This window comes from Ideonella sp. FW305-24, assembly GCF_058788035.1.
On sequence record NZ_JBYTAI010000008.1, the window covers coordinates 21,976 to 41,653 of the forward strand.

General features: G+C 63.4%; 13 protein-coding genes and 1 tRNA gene. 6 read left to right on the top strand and 8 right to left on the bottom strand.

The window, feature by feature from the left end; all coding sequences use genetic code 11:
* Nucleotides 1–155: 155 nt before the first annotated feature.
* The 3 genes from AC3WR5_RS20840 to AC3WR5_RS20850 all read right to left on the bottom strand — a co-directional run bounded on the left by AC3WR5_RS20840 (nucleotide 156) and on the right by AC3WR5_RS20850 (nucleotide 3,838).
* Entirely contained in the window at nucleotides 156–1,505 is a 1,350-nt protein-coding gene (locus tag AC3WR5_RS20840) for a hypothetical protein (protein WP_492486832.1), read from the bottom strand.
* 555 nt (nucleotides 1,506–2,060) lie between these two features.
* Complete coding sequence (locus AC3WR5_RS20845) at nucleotides 2,061–2,918, bottom strand: nucleotidyl transferase AbiEii/AbiGii toxin family protein (RefSeq protein ID WP_492486834.1); 858 nt, start codon at nucleotides 2,916–2,918, stop codon at nucleotides 2,061–2,063.
* A complete protein-coding gene (locus AC3WR5_RS20850) occupies nucleotides 2,915–3,838 on the bottom strand; it encodes a type IV toxin-antitoxin system AbiEi family antitoxin domain-containing protein (RefSeq protein WP_492486836.1) in 924 nt (307 codons plus the stop codon). Before AC3WR5_RS20850 ends, AC3WR5_RS20845 begins: the two co-directional genes overlap by 4 nt.
* Nucleotides 3,839–4,865: 1,027 nt before the next feature.
* Here AC3WR5_RS20850 and AC3WR5_RS20855 point away from each other — a divergent pair.
* Nucleotides 4,866–6,794 carry a site-specific integrase gene (locus tag AC3WR5_RS20855; protein ID WP_492486837.1) on the top strand — a complete coding sequence of 643 codons (1,929 nt, stop codon included), beginning with the start codon at nucleotides 4,866–4,868 and terminating at the stop codon, nucleotides 6,792–6,794.
* A gap of 72 nt (nucleotides 6,795–6,866) precedes the next feature.
* On the opposite strand, the gene AC3WR5_RS20860 is transcribed toward AC3WR5_RS20855, so the two are convergent.
* Both AC3WR5_RS20860 and AC3WR5_RS20865 read right to left on the bottom strand, forming a co-directional pair.
* Nucleotides 6,867–7,778 (bottom strand): ParB/RepB/Spo0J family partition protein, encoded by a 912-nt coding sequence (locus tag AC3WR5_RS20860; RefSeq protein ID WP_492486838.1) that lies wholly within the window; start codon nucleotides 7,776–7,778, stop codon nucleotides 6,867–6,869.
* 128 nt (nucleotides 7,779–7,906) lie between these two features.
* Nucleotides 7,907–9,190 (bottom strand): AAA family ATPase, encoded by a 1,284-nt coding sequence (locus tag AC3WR5_RS20865; protein WP_231011619.1) that lies wholly within the window; start codon nucleotides 9,188–9,190, stop codon nucleotides 7,907–7,909.
* Nucleotides 9,191–10,200: 1,010 nt separating this feature from the next.
* Here AC3WR5_RS20865 and AC3WR5_RS20870 point away from each other — a divergent pair.
* A complete protein-coding gene (locus AC3WR5_RS20870) occupies nucleotides 10,201–11,682 on the top strand; it encodes a replication initiation protein (protein ID WP_492486839.1) in 1,482 nt (493 codons plus the stop codon).
* Nucleotides 11,683–11,971: 289 nt separating this feature from the next.
* Nucleotides 11,972–12,226 carry a hypothetical protein gene (locus AC3WR5_RS20875; protein WP_492486841.1) on the top strand — a complete coding sequence of 85 codons (255 nt, stop codon included), beginning with the start codon at nucleotides 11,972–11,974 and terminating at the stop codon, nucleotides 12,224–12,226.
* A gap of 10 nt (nucleotides 12,227–12,236) precedes the next feature.
* Here AC3WR5_RS20875 and AC3WR5_RS20880 read toward each other — a convergent pair whose 3' ends face one another.
* Nucleotides 12,237–14,945, bottom strand: coding sequence for a putative bifunctional diguanylate cyclase/phosphodiesterase (locus AC3WR5_RS20880; protein ID WP_492486843.1), 2,709 nt, complete (start codon nucleotides 14,943–14,945; stop codon nucleotides 12,237–12,239).
* 414 nt (nucleotides 14,946–15,359) lie between these two features.
* Here AC3WR5_RS20880 and AC3WR5_RS20885 point away from each other — a divergent pair, with 414 nt between their 5' ends.
* Nucleotides 15,360–15,764 carry a DsrE family protein gene (locus AC3WR5_RS20885; RefSeq protein ID WP_231011783.1) on the top strand — a complete coding sequence of 135 codons (405 nt, stop codon included), beginning with the start codon at nucleotides 15,360–15,362 and terminating at the stop codon, nucleotides 15,762–15,764.
* Between the two features lie 105 nt (nucleotides 15,765–15,869).
* Here AC3WR5_RS20885 and AC3WR5_RS20890 read toward each other — a convergent pair whose 3' ends face one another.
* Nucleotides 15,870–16,637 carry a fumarylacetoacetate hydrolase family protein gene (locus tag AC3WR5_RS20890; protein ID WP_492486845.1) on the bottom strand — a complete coding sequence of 256 codons (768 nt, stop codon included), beginning with the start codon at nucleotides 16,635–16,637 and terminating at the stop codon, nucleotides 15,870–15,872.
* A 161-nt stretch (nucleotides 16,638–16,798) separates the two neighbouring features.
* Here AC3WR5_RS20890 and AC3WR5_RS20895 point away from each other — a divergent pair.
* Together AC3WR5_RS20895 and AC3WR5_RS20900 are read left to right on the top strand one after the other, a co-directional pair.
* Nucleotides 16,799–16,883, top strand: a tRNA-Leu gene (locus tag AC3WR5_RS20895).
* A 283-nt stretch (nucleotides 16,884–17,166) separates the two neighbouring features.
* A complete protein-coding gene (locus AC3WR5_RS20900) occupies nucleotides 17,167–18,456 on the top strand; it encodes a hypothetical protein (RefSeq protein ID WP_231011625.1) in 1,290 nt (429 codons plus the stop codon).
* A 13-nt stretch (nucleotides 18,457–18,469) separates the two neighbouring features.
* Here the strand turns inward: AC3WR5_RS20900 and pobA are convergent, their stop codons facing one another.
* Complete coding sequence (gene pobA / locus AC3WR5_RS20905) at nucleotides 18,470–19,669, bottom strand: 4-hydroxybenzoate 3-monooxygenase (protein ID WP_492486847.1); 1,200 nt, start codon at nucleotides 19,667–19,669, stop codon at nucleotides 18,470–18,472.
* Nucleotides 19,670–19,678: the final 9 nt, after the last annotated feature.

Below are 19,678 nucleotides of genomic sequence, written 5' to 3' on the forward strand. Positions count from 1 at the left end.
GCCTTGACGGCGCGGCCAGACAGCCTTCGAGCAAACGCTCAGCGATCAACGCGCAGCGGGCGGCATAGCCGTTCGCTGCCGCAGCGGGATAGGTCGCACCTAGAGTTCCTTGCACGGATTGCGCGTTGGTCACGCGCTGCCCCGCTCCCCTTCGACTATTGAGCTGCGACGATGGGCATGGTCACGGTCAAATCGACCGCAGGCTTCACCGGCCACACGGCGTTGACCTTAAGGTTCAAGATCTTCATGTTCCTCGCCGAGGCCGCGTCTCGCGGTATGAAAGAGAAGACACAGATGTCCTTGTTCTGGTCCCACGACCGCGAGATGGCGCCGTCGTCTTCCGTAGCAGGCTTCCAATCCATTTCACAAATGCTCTTCGTAAAATCTCGGTAGGCAGCGACATAGCGGTTCATCACTTGGCCAGCATTCACTGTTTCCGGCGAAGATGAGGCTGCGGCCGCGACGAGGTCTTTGACGAGCCGCTTTAGATCGCCCACCGTCATGGTCACGGGCGCTTGGAGGTTGGAATCCTGTATCAAGTAGGTGTCGAAGGAGGAAAATCTCATCTCTCGGGAGATGGTTCCGCCGGCATTCCAAGTAGCTGATGCCGATGCGACACCAAAGCCGGCACCGCCTCCGCCCTGAACCCTGCCAGCAGCGTCCGTGGAGGACGACCCGTTGTTAGAGGTCCAGAGCAGGCGCAATTCACGCTGTATCTCGAACTTGTCGCTGTCATTGGCGTCGGGCTTGACGAGCGCAATCTCCATGATCGCCGAGACCAGCAATTCAAGGCGATCCCGAGTGCTCAGGCGCTTCTGGTCCGGCACGGAGAGCGGCACTAATGCAGCCATCACCGGAGAAGTTACGGTTGCCATGCTTACTGCCAAGGCACGTGAGCCGGACAGTTGCGCGTCAGCGAACGCCTTCGCCTCTGCTCCGGGAATTTGTGCCTCGAAGGTGAACGCGGAGTTCAGGTAGCTGGAGCAATCGATGGCATACACAATGGAATCGGAGCTCTGATCGATAAGGCCCAGCGGCTCGAGCCGAGCATAGATGCTCGAGCTCTTGAGCCGCACGTGGATCTTCTTGTTCGTTGCAGGTTCGAGCAATTGCAGCGTGGCCAGCGCAGCCGCCGCCGCTTGACCATTAATTGGATTGAAGAGCGGTTCCACATTGGTGGGGAAAAGCTTGGCCTCGAGATCCCGGGGAATAAAACCGTCTTTGTCGCCAACACTGGCTTTGATTTTGGCGGCAACCGATGCAGGCAACTGGCAGGCGAACTCTTTGAACAATTGTCGAATCTCACTCTTCAGCGAGGATGTTTTTGGCTCGACAACTTCTTCGGGCTTGAACAACGCCTTCTTGTCTTGGTATGCTTTCGTGACCTTGGCGAGCAAGCTGGAATCCGCGGTCGCCTGCTGGGCACTCGCCGGGAACCCGGTTCCTCCGATCAATGCAAGTACAACAACCGCTGGGCGCATCGCTCCACACTTCGTCATAGCCATTCCTCCCTCGTTTAGTTGGAGCGAATGTCCACGTGCAAGGCGGGCTTTTGTATTCGTTGATACCCGTGAGACCGGGGGGCTCATCCACAGAGTTGCGGATGCGGCAAGACCCGATGGCCTGCTCCCATCAGGGCGTCCCAGACTGAAGAAGCAAGGGGTCCGCCATTCAGACTGGTTGCCGTCTCTCACCAACAACTGCATTGCGGCCCCTTAGCTGTGGGTAGCGAGTCCAATGGGCTTCGCACGGCGCCGCCACCACCGTCCGAGACGGCGGAAACATCACGACGCGATCCTTGCCGCCTTTGCCGGAGCGGGCTATTCCGTAAGTCCAGGCCCTTGACCCGGAGTTGCAGGACCTCGGTGATCCGAAGTCCAGTCCCATAGAGCAAGCGCGCAAGAAGTGAAGCTCGCCTGAAAGATGAGCGAGCGTCGCTGACACCTCCTTCGGTGACATCACCACTGAAATACTGCGCGTGACCTTTAGGCACCCGATTTTCGTGAGAGGGGGCTATATTGGCAGAATTGTTTGCCCTGCCCGCAATTCCCTTGGCCAGCTCACTCGCTCGGCCAAGGCAAGCTTTCAAAGAAGGCTTGAACAGTGCTGTATGCGACTTCAAACTCCGGCGGCCTTGTCGCTATGAGTGTGGCCACTGAAGGGTAGTCCTTGGCAGACAGGGCTTTGACCTCGGGGTTTCGCATGGCCGAGGAATTCATGGGCACCTGCCGATCCGCAGAAGCAGAGCGCAACTTTTCTAGCACGGTTTGCCTATCGCCCTCGTCTAGTGAGGTGCACTCCAACAGGAGGCAAAGGTCATAGATGTCCTGAAACCGTGAGCGGTTACGGATTGGCTGTTGCAGAACTGATCGCAACTTCTCGGCCATCAGATCGTGATAGGCATACATCGTCAGCGCCCCACCGTCCACGTCGTTGCGCTCAACTTCGGATGCCCACTCGTTAAAGCTGTAGTCGATCTGGACAGCCTTCGCTGACTGCTTGTTGTCGAATCTCTGCATTTCGTTGCGTGATGCTCGATTCGCGTAGCCAATCTTCAATTGAAGTGTCGGGAAATCGTTGTCTGGACGATTCTGCGGGTTGATTGCGTGCGACTGCAGTCTGATGGCCAGGCCGTACTCATTGTCTGAACTGACAGGACGTAGTGCACGTTCAATGTCAGCAATTAGGGTTGGCAGGTGCACCTCTTGAAGTCGTCGCTGCGTAGAGAAGTCGACATCTTTCGTAAACCGGGCGCTCTTGTAGCGAATTGCTAGCAGGATGCCGCCCTTCATTACCATCAGTGGTGCAAGATCATTCGAGTTCGCCACTGCGCGCAGGATGAGTCGTACCGCTTGCCGGAACTCTCGACGTTGGGAATCGGTTTCGGCGTCCACCCAGGCCGCTAAGTCGATGTTCATTCTGTTGGTACGGGTGTGTTGATCGAAAGCGCCCACCGCTCTGAAAACGAGGAGCTGTAATCGGCGCTGGCATCTAGCTTGCGCGAGCCTCCGCGTTGCGCAAGGGCGGCCCAGGCATCGATTCGCAAGTCTGTGAGCCCGGCTACTTGCTCCAGCACCCACCCAGCACGCACCTTATCAATGGCTGCGCCATGCTGATCGAGTTCATCCAGAATCAGTCTGCGATTAGCGGCGGCATGCTCCTTGAACACCGCGAGCACATGGCTGAGACCTCCGCACAAAGAAGGCTCGCGCAGCATGTCGAGGAAAGTTCTGCCAAGTGTGGCAACGCGGAGATGCTGCTCTTTGAAGCTGCGATAGGCGCCGAGGTGCAAACTCTTGAAGAGATGCACCGGTCGGTTGTTCAGCTTGGTGAACGCGCTTCGCTGCACTGCCGGCAATCCGGCGCCAGTGTAGTCGGGGTAGTCATCGCCAAGGTCGCGCTGCATCCGATCTTGAGCGAAGGCCCTCCACTTTGCTGTTGCAGGCGTTGAGATATGGAGTTGCTCAGGCATCCGGTCTGTGATGCCATGGAACTCCATGGCGCTCAGGTGGGAGACGTAGCAGAAGGGATCAATTGCGCAGGCAAGTACGCGGGCGTCTGAGATGTTGGCCCCCACAAGTACGTATGCCGCGTTTTCAGGAACGCCTGGAATGGGTTGCAGCACCCCGTTCGCAACCAACTTGGCCTCGATCCGGCCGAATGCTGCACGGTCGAGTTGCGTCTTGTGGTTTCGCAACGGCGTGCCGTCGTGACTAGACTGCTTGTAGAGGCTCCAGGCCAGATGGGCAAGCTCATAGCGAGTCACTACCAAAGCTCCGCGCTGCCCTAGCATCTGCGTCAAAGCTGTTGGGATCGAAATTTGTCGCTTTTCAACCATCTACCATGCGTCCTTAGGACGCATGGTAGATGGTTCAATGAAACTTTTCAAGTAGGGAAGACGCCGAGAGCAATTTCAAGTCTCATGGTTGGCGGTAGACTGCGTCCTAAGGACGCAGTCTACCGCCAGCTTACCAAATTTTCAAAGTGATTTTTTCAGATAGTGTGCTGTTTTCAGCACTTCTTCGCATAAGGATTAGCTGAGTCAGCTGATGAGCCGGCGATTTCACGTAAATCTCTCTAATCATCGATACGCTGCGTCCTTAGGACGCAGCGTATCGATGTTCGTGAAACTTGTCAATACGTCATGCTGAAGCTAACGGTTCCTCCTGGGGACTTTATGCTTTACAGACCGTCTCACCGTCTATACAATGCGTCCTAAGGACGCATTGTATAGACGGACATAACTTGTCTGAGCAATGAATGACCCGTGTAGCAGCCACTAGCAGTCCTCCCCTGTAAGCCTATGGTGAAGTCATCTTGACGGGCCATGACCAGCCAGCAGGCAAGGGAAGCCAGGTCGCTCAGGCTCCAGCCAGAGGAAGCGGGAAGCGCCAGTCGGCAACCTTGGCGATGAAACTCCCTGGGTAACCAGGCTCGCTCCATCTACATGGTCTTTGACGCTTGCGGCAACCAGCAACCATCATTGACGCTCACGGCAACCAGGCGCATTGTTTACAACTGGGCTTGCCAGCTGCATAGAACACGACTTCTCTTGTGTGAGCGACGCTTGCAGAAACAAGTGCTCTCGTTGAAAGAGCAGCTTGCCGAGGTCGGACGCTTGCGGCAACTAAATTTGATGCGCATCAAATTTGGTTGTCGATCAGCATCAACTTTTGTTGTGCAAGCGGTGCGGTCTCGCTGCGAAGGGCTTTTCCGCGGATATTGCCTATAGATAAGCGTAATAATCTTAGTATTGAAAATTTCCGACAATTCGGACATCAATCCGCCGGCCAGCAATAAGCCCTGTGAAATCAAGCACTTACGCACCTCGGATCGGCGCCCACCATTTCGCTCACTTGCGCGCAGTGGCCGAGGGTTTGCCCATTGCTGTGTCGGCCCAGCGCTACCTGGGGATCGAGCACGGCAATCAGGCCGTTGGAGCGCACCGGCAGGTGGTGGATCACCTGCGCAGCCTGGCCCGCAGGCGGGGCGACAAGGCCTGGCGCCTGGTCGGGCTGACGATCCACCTGCGCGACCACGCCGGCCAACCTTCACTGGAGGACTTCGTCGCGGAGCGTGACCTGGAGGACTGGTCAGAAGCCGAGGTGCTGCAGCTCTACGCGGAGGCGTATCCGAACGACGGACGTGCGGATCGCCGGCAGCGTCTGCGCGAACGGCAACTCCAGCTGCTGCGCGCGCTGGAGCTGACCGCCACGGAGACGCCCCGACCAGAAGACCCGCTGGACGCCTGGCTGGACCCGCAAATGGCCGAACGGCTGATGCGCGCTGGCTTGGTGTGCTTGGGCGATCTTCAGGCGAGAGTTGCCCGGGGCGGCCACTGGTGGCGGGGTCTGGCCTCCATCGGACAAATCAAGGCGCAACGCCTGGCGCAGCATCTGCAAAGTCTGTTGCCGCCCTCCTCTGCCCCGCCCGCAGCCAATCGCAGGTTCGCACTGGCAATGCGCAGGCAGCCAGAAGGGGCTGGATCGCCAGCGCAAGACGGCACCGCGGGGCGACACCCGTCGGGCGAAATCGTGGCTCGTCAGGAGGCCGACAGGCCCATTCGTGGCGACACCACAGCGCAAAGGCCACCCGCCAGAACGCCGCCAGCGGCGTTTTCTGAGGTCGACGCACCCACCAGTGGCTTGGACACCTTTTTTTCGCCCAAACAGGGCATTAAGGGCCTTGCCGGGCAAGCAGCCGATTCTGTCGCTTTTGACAATCCGCCACCACCATTGCCGCGCTCGACGTCCCCTCCCCTGATCAGCGCCCGCAATGACCTGGAGGCGATTCAGGCTTGGATTGCAGCTCGCGCCGGAGCCAGCACCACTGCCACCAGCTATCGCCGCGAAGCGCTGCGCTTGTTGCTGTGGCTCAACGAGGTGCGCAGAAAAGGACTGCACGAAACCGATGTGGACGACTGCCTGGCCTACATGGCGTTTCTGGAGAACTTGCCGGCGGATTGGATTTCACGTCGCCACAGCGGTGTGATGGGTGAAGGTTGGGCGCCCTTTCGTGGGCCACTCAGCCTGGCCAGCCGGCGGCAGGCAGTGATCGTGCTGGGCAGCTTCTTTCGCTGGCTGGTCGACGTGGGCTATCTGGCGGCCCGCAACCCCTGGATGCTGGTGAACCGCCGCACCGGCGACGATGCTTTGCGGCATGAGCTGGATTCGCGCGCATTCACGCCGGAGGCCTGGCAAGCCATGCTGGCCTGCATCCAGGCTCAGGCGCCCTCCCCTTCTAGGGACCGCATGCTGTTCGTGCTGGGATTTGTGGAGGCCACCGGCCTGCGCGCGGCCGAGTTGCTGAGCGCCAAGCTGGGTGCCTTTCGCTCGCACAAAGGACGCCTGGCGCTGCAGGTGCACGGCAAGGGTGCTCGCAACCGGGTCGTCGCGGTGCCGGGACAGGCCGAGCAAGCGCTGCAGACTTACCTGACGCAGCGCGGCTTGCCTGCGATGGTGCTGGCAGCGCCTCCCGAGTTACCACTGGTGGCCAGCGCGGCGGACCCACTGGCGCCCATCGGCTACCAGGCGCTGTACCAGACGGTGAAGCGCTGGGTGATGCTGGCCTTGCGTCAGAGTTCGCTGGCCCCCACGGAGTTGGCGATTGCGATGAAAGCGTCTCCCCACTGGCTGCGCCATACCTTCGGCACCCGTGCGCTTGAGCGCAAGGCGCCGCTGGAGGTAGTGCAAAGGCAACTGGGCCACGCCGATCCACGCACGACGATGCGCTATGCCAGGGCTCAACTAGAGCGCCTGCAGGCCGAAATGAACGAGGCATTTGGCGGCAACTGACTCGCCTGGCCTCCAGTCGCCGCCAAACTTGGCCCGTTGAACCGTTCAACGGTGGCCAGCGGCCACGTGTATTCAGCCCTTGAGGAAGCTCTCCAGCAGGGACATCAGCTCCGCTTGCCTGGCCGCAGGCACCGCGCCCGCTTCAAGTTTGACCGTCACCCTGCCCTTGGCATCGCGGCTAACCGTCGCCAGCGCCTTGCCTTTGCGCAGGATGCGTTGAGGCTCGTCTGTGGCCACTGCCGAAGCAGCAGCCGGCTTGATCAGCGCGTCAAACACCTGCACCGCCGACCCGGCAACAGCACCTTCTTCGCGCAGGGCCCGCGCGCGAGCCAGCGTGCCGTCCGGGTCTTTTTGCAAGGCTTCGGACAAAGGCTGAGCCCAGCGGAACTGGATGTCCAGCGGCGACGGAAAGGCGGCAACCACTGCATCCGGCAGGCGTGCGAGAGAAACACTCTTCGACACCAGCGAGACGTCGACCCGCACCGCTTCAGCCAACTTGCGCAGCGATGGATAAAGCCCTTCGTCCAGTGCCTTGCGGTACATGCAGCCCTGCTCCCAGGCGCTCAGGTTCTTGCGGCCGCGGTTTTCACGCTCCATGGCCTCAAACAATTCCTGGTCTGTCGCCGGCTCCACCATCGCGCGAACCGGCAGGCCAAGCTCCAGGCAGGCCCGGTGCCGGCGGTGGCCAAACACCAATTCGTACAACGCGCCCTGCCCTGCCCCGGCCTCTGTTGAACCGTTCAACAACTCTGCTGCCGCCAACGGCCGCACGCGAATCGGTTGCACATTTCCACCGGCGGATTCGATCTCGTCGCGCAGTTCAGCGAAGTCCGCCGATGCAAAAGAGGCGTCGTGCCGATTGGCCCAGCGCGAGGCACGAATCAGTGCCGGGTCGATCAATCGAACCGGCGAAGCACCATCAAAGGACTTCAGGCGCTCGCGCAAATCATCGGCTTCCTTGATGGCGGCGCTCTGGCTGGACATGAAGTGCAACATCGAGCCCGGCGCCGTCTTGGGGCGATTGACGTCTTGCACCAGCTCCGGACGGGGTGCACCGGTGGCTGGCAGGTTCAGGGTCTGGATCAGCCCCGCCTTGGCTGCAAGCTTTTTGCTCATCGCTTGGCTCCTTGCTTAGGTGTAGGCACCGAAGATGCTGTTGAACGGTTCAACACCCCGCCAGCCCCCTGCCCCGCCGGCACCTTTTGCGGGGGCCTGGCCTCCAGCTGCTTTTGCCAGACGGAATGAACCGAGCCGTCGATGTAGCCAACGAAGGAGTCATAAGCATCCCTTGCCCGTTTGAAAGTACGCGCCGAACCGTCGTACCTGGCCACGTCGTAAACCGTTCCAAACTCGGCTGCCGTCACGCCGATCACGGCGGTTTTCGGAATTTCGACAGGCAGCACCTTCTCGGCATAGGTCTGGCCAATCCACTGCCGCACGATGTTGCTTGCGGAGTCGGTTGAGTCCACGCGCGACAGCAGGATGTGAATGAAATCGAACTCCTTGGTCAGCCCCCGCTTGGTCAACAGCTCGCTGGTGAGATCTGAGAACAAGCTCCAGAACTGCGAGGCCGAGGCGAAATCCAGCGCGTTGGGCGGCAAGGGCATGATGATGCCGTTCGAGGCCATGAACGCGTTGATGGTGGTGTACGACAGCGCGGGTGGCGTGTCGATGATGATCACGTCGTATTCGTCACGCACATCGTCAATGCCCAGGTCCAGGACCCGCCAGAACTCGAAGCCAGGCTCCTGCGTCTGGCGGGCCGGCAACGCAAACTCGGCACCAAACAACACCGGCGCGGCTGCGACCAGGTCAATGCCATCCCAGTACGTGGGCCTGATGGCATAGCGGATCGAGGTCTCCGAGCCCATGGCCAGCGGCAGGATGGTGTCCTCCTCCTCCACCTCGGTGTCCGGCAGGATGCCGAACAAGGTGGTCAAGGACCCCTGAGGATCGGTGTCGATGACCAGGACCTTGTGCCCCAGAAGCGACAGGCCCTGGGCCAAGGTGACCGCCGTGGTGGTCTTGCTCACACCACCTTTGAAATTACCGATGCTCAGCGTGACGGCTTCAGCCCCCTCTGGCCTGAGACCGTCCTTGCGGTATTCGCGGATCCACGTACGCGCTTCTGCCAGGCTGAATTCACGTCGGCTACCCGAAGCATTCAGCTGACCCGCTGGCAAATCGCCCTTGCTCAGGCGATGGCTCAGCGAGCCTTTTTCAATGCCGCATTGTGCGGCCAGCTGGCTGAGATTGAAAATTGGTGGCGACTTGCGCGCCGTGGGCGCCAGCATTGCCGAGCGGATCTGCACCATCATGGCGACTGCGCGTTCCGCCTGGTCCGCGATGTCTGCCAGCGAAATACTGCGCGGTGCTTTGAATGTGATTCTGTCCAACGTAGGGCTCCCAACAGTTGACGATTCGAAGCCTTGACGCTGAATCGTTGAATGGCCTGCATTTTGTCAACTTATGGCCTTCTAGGAAAGCCTTCTCTTTCCTTGGCTTCTGCCCGAGCCTGCTGTTGAACCGTTCAACACAGTGGGTTGAAGCGGATTTGAGCGCCTTGGCTGTTCAAGGAAGTTCAGATCCTTTGAGTTCTTTAAGTCCTTTAGGCGGAATATTGTCCTTTCATATCAAAGACTTAGCTCTCTTTGGATGCGTGGATACGGGATGAGTCGGCGGGTTTTCGGGGCCAAATGGAGTGCGCGCAGGGCGGAGTGGAGATTCGTCGGGAACCAGCATGCGTGCATGCGGGATTGCCTTGCAAATCGCTGAACGGCTTTGGGCCCCGGCCGGTTGGAGGCAGGGATCGGGCTGGCGCCCTCGGCGCATGAGCCCGAACCGGCGGTTCCAGGTGCAGGTTTTCGGGAGAGTGCGTGCTCTTCCCACGCTGGCTGGCCGGGGAAGCCGGGCGGTTGGCGCTGTGGCGCCGCAAACCAGGGCGCTGCGAGCTGTCTGGCAGGTTTTCCGGGCTTGAAAGTGGGTTCAGACCGGTGCCGTCACTGCGCCCTGCCCTGCGCATTTGCGCCTGCAGCATTCAGGTGAGACTTTTCGGGAGCTGTTTTTCGGCCTGCTGTCCTGAAAATCCTCCGGTCAGCCCAGCCTGTTGCGCTGATACGGTTTCGTAGTCGGAGGCCGAACTGGCAATGCGTTGGCATGTTCGTGATGCGTCAGGCGTCAGCGCCTGTGTCGCGGAGGTGAGGGTATTCAGGACCGGCGTGAATGTCTGACTCACCTGCCGGAGCGCGGGCTAGGGGCCTCGAAACCGTGGTCATTGCTCATGTGAAAGCGCTACTAACATCTACGGTACAGTCCAGACATGAGTGCGCGCGACCGCCCTGCCCCTCCACCGGATCCGGAAACGGCCCATGCACCTGCGCCGCAGCCGGCCCGCCGGCGAGTCCCCTTGGGTCAAGGCCTGGCCACGCGTGGCTTTGCTGCCGACGCGGTTGGCGCGCCGCCGCTGCGCAAGCCGGTCAACACGCTGGCCATCGTGCCCAAGTCGGCCCGCATCACCTCGCTGGGCCGCAAGGCCTACAACGTGCTGCTGTACGAAGCGCAGGAGCAGGGGCTGGACAAGGACGTGTTCCGCATCCCGCTGGAGCGCGTGGTGCGCGGTGTCGATTTCGATTCGAACGATCACGCGCTGATCAAGAAACACCTGCGCGCCATGGTTTCGACCACCGTGGAGTGGCAGTCGCCCACCACCGGCGAAGGGGCGGCCTGGAACGTGTCGGGCTTGCTGGCGCATGCGCGCCTGGCCAAGGAGCGCGGGCAGGTCTGGGTGGAATGGTCGTATGCGGTGAACCTGAAGCAGGAACTGCTGGAACCCACGGTGTTTGCCCGGCTGAAACTGGAAGTCATCAGCCAGTTGCGCTCTCACGCCGGCATTGCGCTCTACGAGATCTGCACCCGCTACAAGGATGTGGGCCGAACCTCGCGTCAGCACTGGCGCTGGTGGCGGCCGGTGTTGAGCGGCCAGCCCGAGTCCGAACGCACCGCCAAGCTGGAATACCGCATCTTCAAGCGCGACACCTTGAAGCTGGCGATTGCCGAAGTCAGCAGCATCACCGACCTGGAGGTCGAGCTGGTCGAGCACAAGGAAGGGCGCTTCATCAGCGAGATCCAGTTCCTGATCCGCCAGAAGCAGCAGTCGGCCTTGCCGCTGCGCCATCCGCCGGATGCGATCGACCTGAGCCTGGTGGTTCGCGCGCGCGAGCTGGGGGTCGACGAGGACAAGGCGGAGGAGTTGCTGCTGCAGCATGGCACGGAGCCCATGCGCAGCGGCCTGGACCTGCTGGCCAAGCGTGCAGCTTCGGAATTCCCGGGGCCGCTGCGCGACCCTTACCGCTACCTGCGGTCCTTGATGCCCGGCGAAGTGGCGCGGGTCACTGCCGTTGCCGAGGCGAAAAGCGCCCAGGAAAAAGGGCAGGAAAAGGGCAAGGCCAGGCCGGTGACCGATTCAGCATTGGGCAGCCGCCAGTTGCCGGCGGCAGGACCGTCGGCGCCTCGCGAACCCGGACGCGAGGCCAGCCGTGAAGGGGAGGGCGTGTCGCGCGGCAGCGAAGGCCGCGAACTGCAGGCCAGGCGCCAGTCGCGCTGGACCGAAGAATGGATACGCCGCCGGCGTGAGCAGGTGGCGGCCGACATTGCCGCGCTGTCTGCCGAGGCACAGGCTGAACTGGCGGCGGACCTGCTGATCGACATGGAAGCGCGGCAGGTCCACCCGTCGATCCGCAAGCGCCTGCAGACCAGCGGTTGGCAGCATCCGCTGGTCCTGCCGGAAATGTTGCGCTATTTCGCCCAAGGCAGCCTGGGTGACAACTGGGACCAGCCGACACCGCAGCAACTGCTGCAGGTGGCGGCCGAACTGGGTGACGCGGGCTGAAACGTGGCGCAGGCAGGCTTCGAGGCTTTGTCCCCGTCTGAGGTGCGCAAGCCTGTGGACAAACCCGGGAGGGCGCCGCCAAGCCCTTGATTTCACTGACGCTTTGTTCCGGTGCCCCGGAATGCGGCAGCCGGGTGGTCGGCCGACGGCATCTCGTGCGACAGTGGCCATTGCTTTTGCTGCCCACCAAGCCACTGTGTCCGAAGATCAACTCACCCCGCTGCCAGACAGCTTTCTAGCCCTGTATGGTGGTGCGTCCTCGCACCGCGCTCGCCGATTGACGGTGCCCATGGGCGAAGTGCGCGCTCGCTACGAACTTTGCGAGGACCTGGCCGGCCACCTGGTCAGCAGTGCGCAAGGCCTGCACCATGACGATGGCTTGGCGGAAGACGATGTGCTGCTTCGCTGCCTGCAGGCGCTGCAACAGCCGGCCTCCGGCTTGCAGCCAGGCGAGGGTGCCTGGGTGGTACAGCGCCTGGCCGAGCTCTTGCACTGGACTTGCCCGGACCTGGCCGCGTCGTCCCGGCATCATGAATTGAAGTGAGCGCCTGCCTTCATTTGGCTGGGCAGACACCTTTCGCCTCGGCCAGCCAGTGCGACAAGGATTCACCGTCCATGGGCCTGGCGAACAGGTAGCCCTGACCAAAGTCGCAGCCGGCCGCCTGCAGCAGCTGCCGCTGCTCTTCGGTTTCCACGCCCTCGGCCACGACCTTCATGCCCAGTTCGTGGGCCATGCCGATGATGGCCTTGCACAGCGCGATGTTCTTCGACGTGGCCGACAGCCCGCGCACAAACACCTGGTCGATCTTCAGGAAGTCGATGTCGAACTTCTGCAGGTAGGACAGCGACGAATAGCCGGTGCCGAAGTCGTCCAGCGACACCGGCATGCCGGCCTGCTTCAAATGGGCCAGTTGCTCGAAGACATGGCTGTCCGCCTCCAGCAGCAGGCCTTCGGTGATCTCCACCACCACACACTCGCCCGGTAAGCCCTGGTCGGCCAAGTGCCGGGCCCAGGCCTGCGCGGTGCCGGCAGCGCTGCGGAACTGCACCGGCGACTTGTTGACGCTGATTTGGAACCGCGGGTCGTGCGACACGCGCCAGGCTGCCACCTGCTGCACGGCCTGGCGAAACACCCAGTCCCCGAGTTCGACGATCACGCCACTGGCCTCGGCAATGGGCACGAACAGGCCCGGGCTGACCAGCCCGCGCTGCGGATGCTGCCAGCGCACCAACGCCTCGGCCTTGTGCACTTCGCCGGTGGCCAGATCGACGATGGGCTGGTAGTGCACCCGGAACTGCGCCTCGGCCAGCGCGCTGCGCAAATCGGTCGCCAGCCGCATGCGGGTCTGCGCCGCCTCCTGCAGCGCAGGCGTGAAGTGGCTGAAGCGGTTGCGCCCGCCGTCCTTGGCGGCATAGAGGGCCTGGTCGGCATGCTTGAGCAGCTCGTCGATGACCTGGGCGTCGGCCGGGTAGCAGGCAATGCCGATGCTGGCCGAAATGAAGGCGCGTTCATGTCCCAGCTGGAAGGGCGTGCTCAGGCTGTGGATCAGCTGTTGAGCCACCGCCTCCGCGCGTGCGGCGTCCTGCATCGCCGGCAGCACGACGGTGAACTCGTCGCCGCCCATGCGGGCCACCGTGTCCTTTGGCCCGAGACATGCGCCGATGCGGCGTGCCGCCTCCAGCAGCAACTCGTCACCCTGCGCGTGGCCCAGTGTGTCGTTGACCTCCTTGAAGTGGTCCAGGTCGATGAACATCAGGGCCAGCGTTTGGCCGCCCTCGGCGGCGCGGGCCAGTGACTGCTCCAGCCGGTCGCGCAGCATGCGGCGATTCGGCAGCCCGGTCAGCGCATCGAAGTGGGCCTGCTGCCAGATCAGCGCCTCGGATTCCTTCCAGCGCGTGATGTCGGTGTGCGTGCCGATCATGCGCAGCGGCCGGCCTTGCTCGTCGCGGGCGATCACCATGCCGCGACTCATCACCCATTTCCAGCTGCCATCCTTGCAGCGCACGCGGTGCTCGTGCACATAGCTGGCCGTGCGGCCGGCGAAATGGTCTTCGCGCGCGCGCTCCAACGAGGCCAGGTCATCCGGGTGGGTGCGGCCGTCCATCGCGTCGGCCCGGTTTGGCAGCTCGGCTTCGCTGTAGCCGTACATCTCGCGAAAGCGCCGCGAGAAGATCTCGACGCCGGTTTGCAGGTGCCAGTCCCAGACGCCGTCGCCGGTGCTTTCCAGGGCCAGCTTCCAGCGCTCCTCGTTCTCGCGCAGCCGGGCTTCGGTGCGCTTGCGCTCGGTGATGTCGACGATCAGGCCGTAGCGCATCATGCCGTGCTCGCCCTGCTGGGCGCTGGAGGTCTGGAGGTGGATCCACTTCTCGGTCCCGTCGGCCAGCACGATGCGGTACTCCATCTCGATGTCCAGCCCAGCCGCTCGCGAGGCTTGCATTTGCGCCAGCACCCTGTCACGGTCGTCCGGGTGGCGAAAGCGGGCCAGGGCCTGGCTGTCGAGGATCACCTGCTCGGGCTCGATGCCGTAGAGCTCGCGCACGCCGGGGCTGACGTAGAGGAAGCGGTAACTGCCATCGGGTTGCATCCGCAACTGGTAGATCACCCCCGGCATCTGTGCGGCGATGCGGCGAAAGCTTTCCTCGTTGACACGGTGCGCCTCGGCGGCCGCCTTCAGCTGGGCCTGGCTGTTGCGCATCGCGCTCAGCGCGCTGAGCTGGCTTGCCAGTGCGGACTCCAGCCCGGCCAGCAGCGCGGCAATCGCCAGCACCAGGGTGCCGTCTGCCAGGCAGAAGTTGGCGATCATCACCAGCCAGGTGACGAAGTCGACCGAGCTCAGGCCTGGCAGCGGCAGCCATTGGGCCAGCCCGCCCAGGGTCACCAGGCCCAGCACGTTCAGCAGCAAGGCCAGCGCGGCCGTGCGCATGCCGCACAACAGCACCGCCAGCGCCGGCACCACCATCAGGTAGATCAGGTTGACCGGGCCAACCAGGGCCACCAGGCCCATGCCCAGCACGAACACCAAGCCCATCAACAGGTAGGCCCGCCCGGCCAGTGGCCAGTTGCTGCGCCAGCGCAGCAGGGCCAGCAGGCCCAGCAAGCTCGCATCCATCACCGGCACCGGCCACAAGCCATTGCGCCAGGCCAGCCAGGCGCTGGGCAGCGCGATCAAGCTGCCCAGCAGCAGCAGCACGGTCAGCAGCGTGTCCAGCACGCGGGTACGCCAGGCCCGCAGGTCTTGCAGATCGTGCGAAGGGCGGAGCAACAGTCGCAGGACGCGGAACAAATCGAAGCTCCGTAAACAGCCCGGAGGCCGGGGGCGGGCGGACAGCCAACAGCGCATCGCCAGCTGCAAGCATCCTACCGCTGCCTCGCTGCAAGCAAAACGGCCCCGGTGCAGCCATGCACAGAGGCCGAAGATCGGGTTCAGTTGAACGGCAGTTTGGTGGGTAGTCTCATGCGAGTCCCCAGCCGGTGAAGACCGGGTGTGGCTCAACCAGCTTGACGTTCTTTCGACAAGCGCCTAGTCTTTTTGACCCACTTCCTCATGGCCCCCATGCAAGAACAGTCCACACGAGCGACGTTTCACGGATTGAATGGCGCAGAGCCTCCTGCCTCGCACGGCGGGCCCAGGCGCTGGATGGTCGCCTTGCTGCTGGCCGTGGCCGCGGGCATGCCGATGCAAGCCGGCGCGGCCGAGTCTGTCGCCGCCGTACCGGCCAGCGCGCCTGCAGGCGACAAGGTCGTCTACCACGTGGGCGACACCGAGTCGCAGGCGCTGCAGGCCTTGCGCAATGTGCGCAACCATCTGGACGCCGACCCGACGGCGCAGATCACCGTGGTTACGCTGGCCACCGGCGTCGACTTCCTGATGGAAGGCGCCAAGGACAAGACCGGCGCGCCTTACGAAGGCCTGGTCGCCGCGCTGCACAACCGCGGCGTGCACTTCGAAGTCTGCGAAATCACGCTGAAGAACCGCGGCCTGTCCAAGGACAAGTTCCTGCAGGAAGCGGACTTCACACCCTCAGGCGTGGTGCGCCTGGCGAAACTCCAGATCCAGGGCTACGCCTACATCAAACCGTAGATGGGGCACCCGGTCTTGCGAGTACGCCAGACCACCCGCCGGGCGGGTTGCACAGCCGTCTTGGGGCGGCCCGGCGCCGGCTGCGCTGTCGCGTCGCGGGTTCGATCAGAGCAGCACGGTCAGCGGTGGCAAGCCAGCAAAGGCAATCGTGACCTGCTGGCCGCGGGCCACCTGCAGCGCGCCGTTCCAGCTGCCGGTCGTGACCAGCGTGCCGGCGGGCGCGCTTGCGCCGTGGCGCGTCAGGTGGCGCAGCAGGCCCGGCAGCACCGCGCCGGGGTGGCCCAGTGGATGGGTGCCCGTGAACTGTTGCGCTGGCTCGCCGCTGCGCGTCAGCGCCAAGGCTTGCGCGGCCCAGTTGCGTGGCGTGGGTGCCTGCCACGGCCCAAGGCCCAGGCCGCCATGGGACAGGCCGTCGGCCAGCTGCTGATCAGCGCTGGCGGCACCGGCCCAGCGGGAGGCGGCGAATTCCACCGCCACGGCCAGGCCGTCCAGCAAGGCCCACGCGCTGGCTTCGTCCAGCTCTGCGGCCATGGCCGGTGTGACCGGCTGGCCCAGCCGCAGTGCGATCTCGGCTTCCAGCGCGGCACCAGGCCAGGGGCGGGCGCGCCAGTCCAGCGTTTCTCCATCGGCCTGCAGCACGCCGCTCTCGCCCAGCGGCGCATGCCGCAAGGCATCCGGCCCGGGACCGCCGCTTTTCCAGCAGCGCGGCAGGCTGCCCGCCGGCCACCAGCCCAGCGTGTCGCCCACCTGCTGCTGCAGGCCGTAGGCCGCTTCGGCATCGGCCGGCTGGCCGGTCCATTCGGCGGGCGACAGCAGTGCGTGGTGGCGATGGGCGGCGACCAGGGCTTCGGCGAGCGGCTGGAGTTGGGGCATGGCGACGGGCCTCTGAAGTGCAGTCCTCGCAAGACGTGCGCGGACAGGGTTCCATTCCAGCATGCTCCGTGAAATCTTCCCGCATCAGAATTTTTGGCACTTTGGCTGGAACATGCTATAGTGCAAGGCTTGCCGGGAAGCAGCAATGCTTTGTCAGCAAAGCCCAGGTGGCGGAATTGGTAGACGCACTAGTTTCAGGTACTAGCGGGTAACTCCGTGGAGGTTCGAGTCCTCTCCTGGGCACCAACACAAAAAAGGCCAGCGCATTTGCGCTGGCCTTTTGCATTTCTGCGCCTGCAATGCGGGTGCAATGGATCCGTCTGGCGCGCGGTTTCAGGCGGTGAGAGGTTTGTCACGCTTTTTCGGGTGGCAAGGCCCGGTCAGGCCACTCATCCCCTGGCTGTGGGCTGGCCGGCATGATGCATGCATGTCAGCATTCCAGTCGCCCCATGTCCTGGAGTAAATACAGATGTATCGCCTGAAGACTTCCCGCGCTGTGTCGCCCCACCCCGTTCGCCGCCTGCGTTGCATGGCCAGTGGGCTTGCGTTGGGTCTGGCCGTTTCGTTGGCATCGTTGGCGGCACAGGCTGGCACCACCACCAGCACGGTCACCAGCCTGACCAGCCTGTCGCAGCGCATGATCTCGTACCGCCACCAGGAGCACTCGTGGCAGACGGCCGATGGCGGCATTCACGTGCTGATCAACCACACCAAGCAGTCCGGCAACAATTCGCTGACCCTGTATTCCAGCCATGACGCTGGCGCCACCTGGCAGCAGCAGCAGGTCCTCAACGGCACCGGTGCCAGCAATGTGTCGGACGGCTACTACGACAGCGCGACGTCCAGCTTGTCGGTCATCTATGACACCGTCGGCGGTGACATCCGTTTTGTCACCTTCCCGTACGACAGCAGCAAACGCAGCTTTGCGGCTGGCGCGATCCAGACGCTGCCGCGCGGCAGCGCCACCACCAGCGGCGCGAACCCCAGCTTTGTCACCGACACCAAGGGCAACACCTGGGCCGCGTTTGTCGAGACGGACAGCGCGGACGGCAAGTCGGTGATCGTGCTGCACCTGCGCAAGCCCGGCAAGACCAAGTGGAACAACACCGGCCTGCAGTTCGGCCCGAAGGACGCCACCGCGCCTGCTCCTCAGGTCAAGCGCAGCGCTCGCCTGGTGTTGACCCCCGCGGGCGTCGGCATGGTCTTCACGGTGCATGAAACCATGTATTGGTCCGAGCGGCCCGTCAAGGGTGATGCAGGCACTCCGTGGAGCGCGGCACAGACCCTCTACACCAGCCCCAACCCGCCAGACAGCGAGCCAGTGTCCAGCCACTTCAACACCGCGCTGGATGGCAAGGGCTACATCCACCTGGCCTTCGCCGACGGCGGTGCGCTGATGTACATGCGCTACGACGCCAAGTCGCTCGCCTGGAGCCCGTACGCGACGCTGGTGCCGGCCTCGGCAGGCGCGCAGATCACCTATCCGCAAATGGTCTGGCAGGGCAACCAGAACATTGCCATCATCAGCAACTACGGCGAGATGGCCCGCATCTACCAGGCGACCGACCGTGGCACTTCGGCTGCTGCCGGCGACACGGGCGACTTCGCCTGCACCGACCGCTTCCAGCATACGCCGACTTCGCAAACCGGCGGCCTGCAGGACTACACGCTGCCGCGCCTCGAAGCACCATCCAACGCATCGCTGTTCCAGCCGGTGCCGGTGTTCCAGCAGTTCATCGACTACACCAACGGCTACGCCCAGCAGCGCGCGTTGTTCAACTCGTTCTCGCAGTCCGGCACGCCAGGCTGCAAGAACTGACCGCCGGGTGGCTTCAGGCCACCATCGGCAACCCCACATAGTTCTCGGCCATCACCGTCTGCGCGGCCTCCGACTGCAGCAGGTAATCCAGCTCAGCCTGCTGCATGCGGTCGCCAAAGCCGGCGTTGTCCGGGAACTTGTGCATCAGGGACGTGAACCACCACGAGAAGCGCTCGGCCTTCCAGATGCGGGCCAGTGCGCGGGCCGAGTAGCCGTCCAGCCCGGCGGCGCTTTTCTCCTGGTAATGCTCGGTCAGCGCCTCGGCCAGGAACTGCACGTCTGACGCAGCCAGGTTCAGCCCCTTGGCGCCCGTCGGCGGCACGATGTGCGCCGCATCGCCCGCAAGGAACAGCCGGCCGAAGCGCATCGGTTCGGTGACGAAGCTGCGCAGCGGTGCAATGCTCTTCTCGATGGCCGGGCCGGTGACCAGTGCGGCCGCCGCTGCCGGGTCCAGCCGGCGCTTGAGCTCATCCCAGAAGGCCTGGTCGCTCCACTGTTCGACCTTGTCCTCCAGCGAACACTGCAGGTAGTAGCGGCTGCGCGTGGCCGAGCGCATGCTGCACAGCGCGAAGCCACGGTCGTGGCGCACGTAGATCAGCTCATGCGCCACCGGCGGCACGTCCGCCAGGATGCCCAGCCAACCAAAGGGGTACACCTTTTCAAAGGTGCGCAGCGAAGCCCGCGGCACGCTGGCGCGGCACACGCCATGGAATCCGTCGCAGCCCGCAATGAAATCGCAGCGCAGCTCATGGTCCCGGCCCTGGTGCTGGAAGCGCACGCGCGGCGTGTCGCCGTCGAAGTCCAGCACCTCGACATTCGTGGCCTCATACACCGTGGTCAACCCCTCTTCGGCGCGCGCGGCCATCAGGTCACGCGTGATCTCGGTCTGTCCGTAGACGGTGACCCGCTTGCCGCCGGTGCGTGCATGCAGGTCGATGCGCGAGCGCTGGCCGTCCACGCACAGCTCGAAGCCGTCGTGCGGCAGCCCTTCGGCGTGCATGCGGGCCGCCACGCCGGCGCGCTCCAGCAGGTCCACCGTGGTCTGCTCGATCACGCCGGCGCGGATGCGGCCCAGCACGTAGTCGCCGCTGCGCTGCTCCAGCACCACCGCGTCAATGCCGGCCTTGTGCAGCAGCTGGCCCAGCAGCAGCCCAGCCGGGCCGGCGCCGATGATGGCGACCTGGGTGCGCGTGGGAAGGGTGGTGGACGGCATGGCAAAGCT

Excerpts from the sequence above, each read along its gene's own strand:
- pobA (WP_492486847.1), bottom strand. The coding sequence starts at position 19,669 with ATGCCGTCCACCACCCTTCCCACGCGCACCCAGGTCGCCATCATCGGC.
- AC3WR5_RS20885 (WP_231011783.1), top strand. The coding sequence starts at position 15,360 with ATGCAAGCCGGCGCGGCCGAGTCTGTCGCCGCCGTACCGGCCAGCGCG.
- AC3WR5_RS20900 (WP_231011625.1), top strand. The coding sequence starts at position 17,167 with ATGGCCAGTGGGCTTGCGTTGGGTCTGGCCGTTTCGTTGGCATCGTTG.
- AC3WR5_RS20860 (WP_492486838.1), bottom strand. The coding sequence starts at position 7,778 with ATGTCCAGCCAGAGCGCCGCCATCAAGGAAGCCGATGATTTGCGCGAG.
- AC3WR5_RS20850 (WP_492486836.1), bottom strand. The coding sequence starts at position 3,838 with ATGGTTGAAAAGCGACAAATTTCGATCCCAACAGCTTTGACGCAGATG.
- AC3WR5_RS20890 (WP_492486845.1), bottom strand. The coding sequence starts at position 16,637 with ATGCCCCAACTCCAGCCGCTCGCCGAAGCCCTGGTCGCCGCCCATCGC.
- AC3WR5_RS20845 (WP_492486834.1), bottom strand. The coding sequence starts at position 2,918 with ATGAACATCGACTTAGCGGCCTGGGTGGACGCCGAAACCGATTCCCAA.
- AC3WR5_RS20875 (WP_492486841.1), top strand. The coding sequence starts at position 11,972 with ATGGGCGAAGTGCGCGCTCGCTACGAACTTTGCGAGGACCTGGCCGGC.
- AC3WR5_RS20840 (WP_492486832.1), bottom strand. The coding sequence starts at position 1,505 with ATGGCTATGACGAAGTGTGGAGCGATGCGCCCAGCGGTTGTTGTACTT.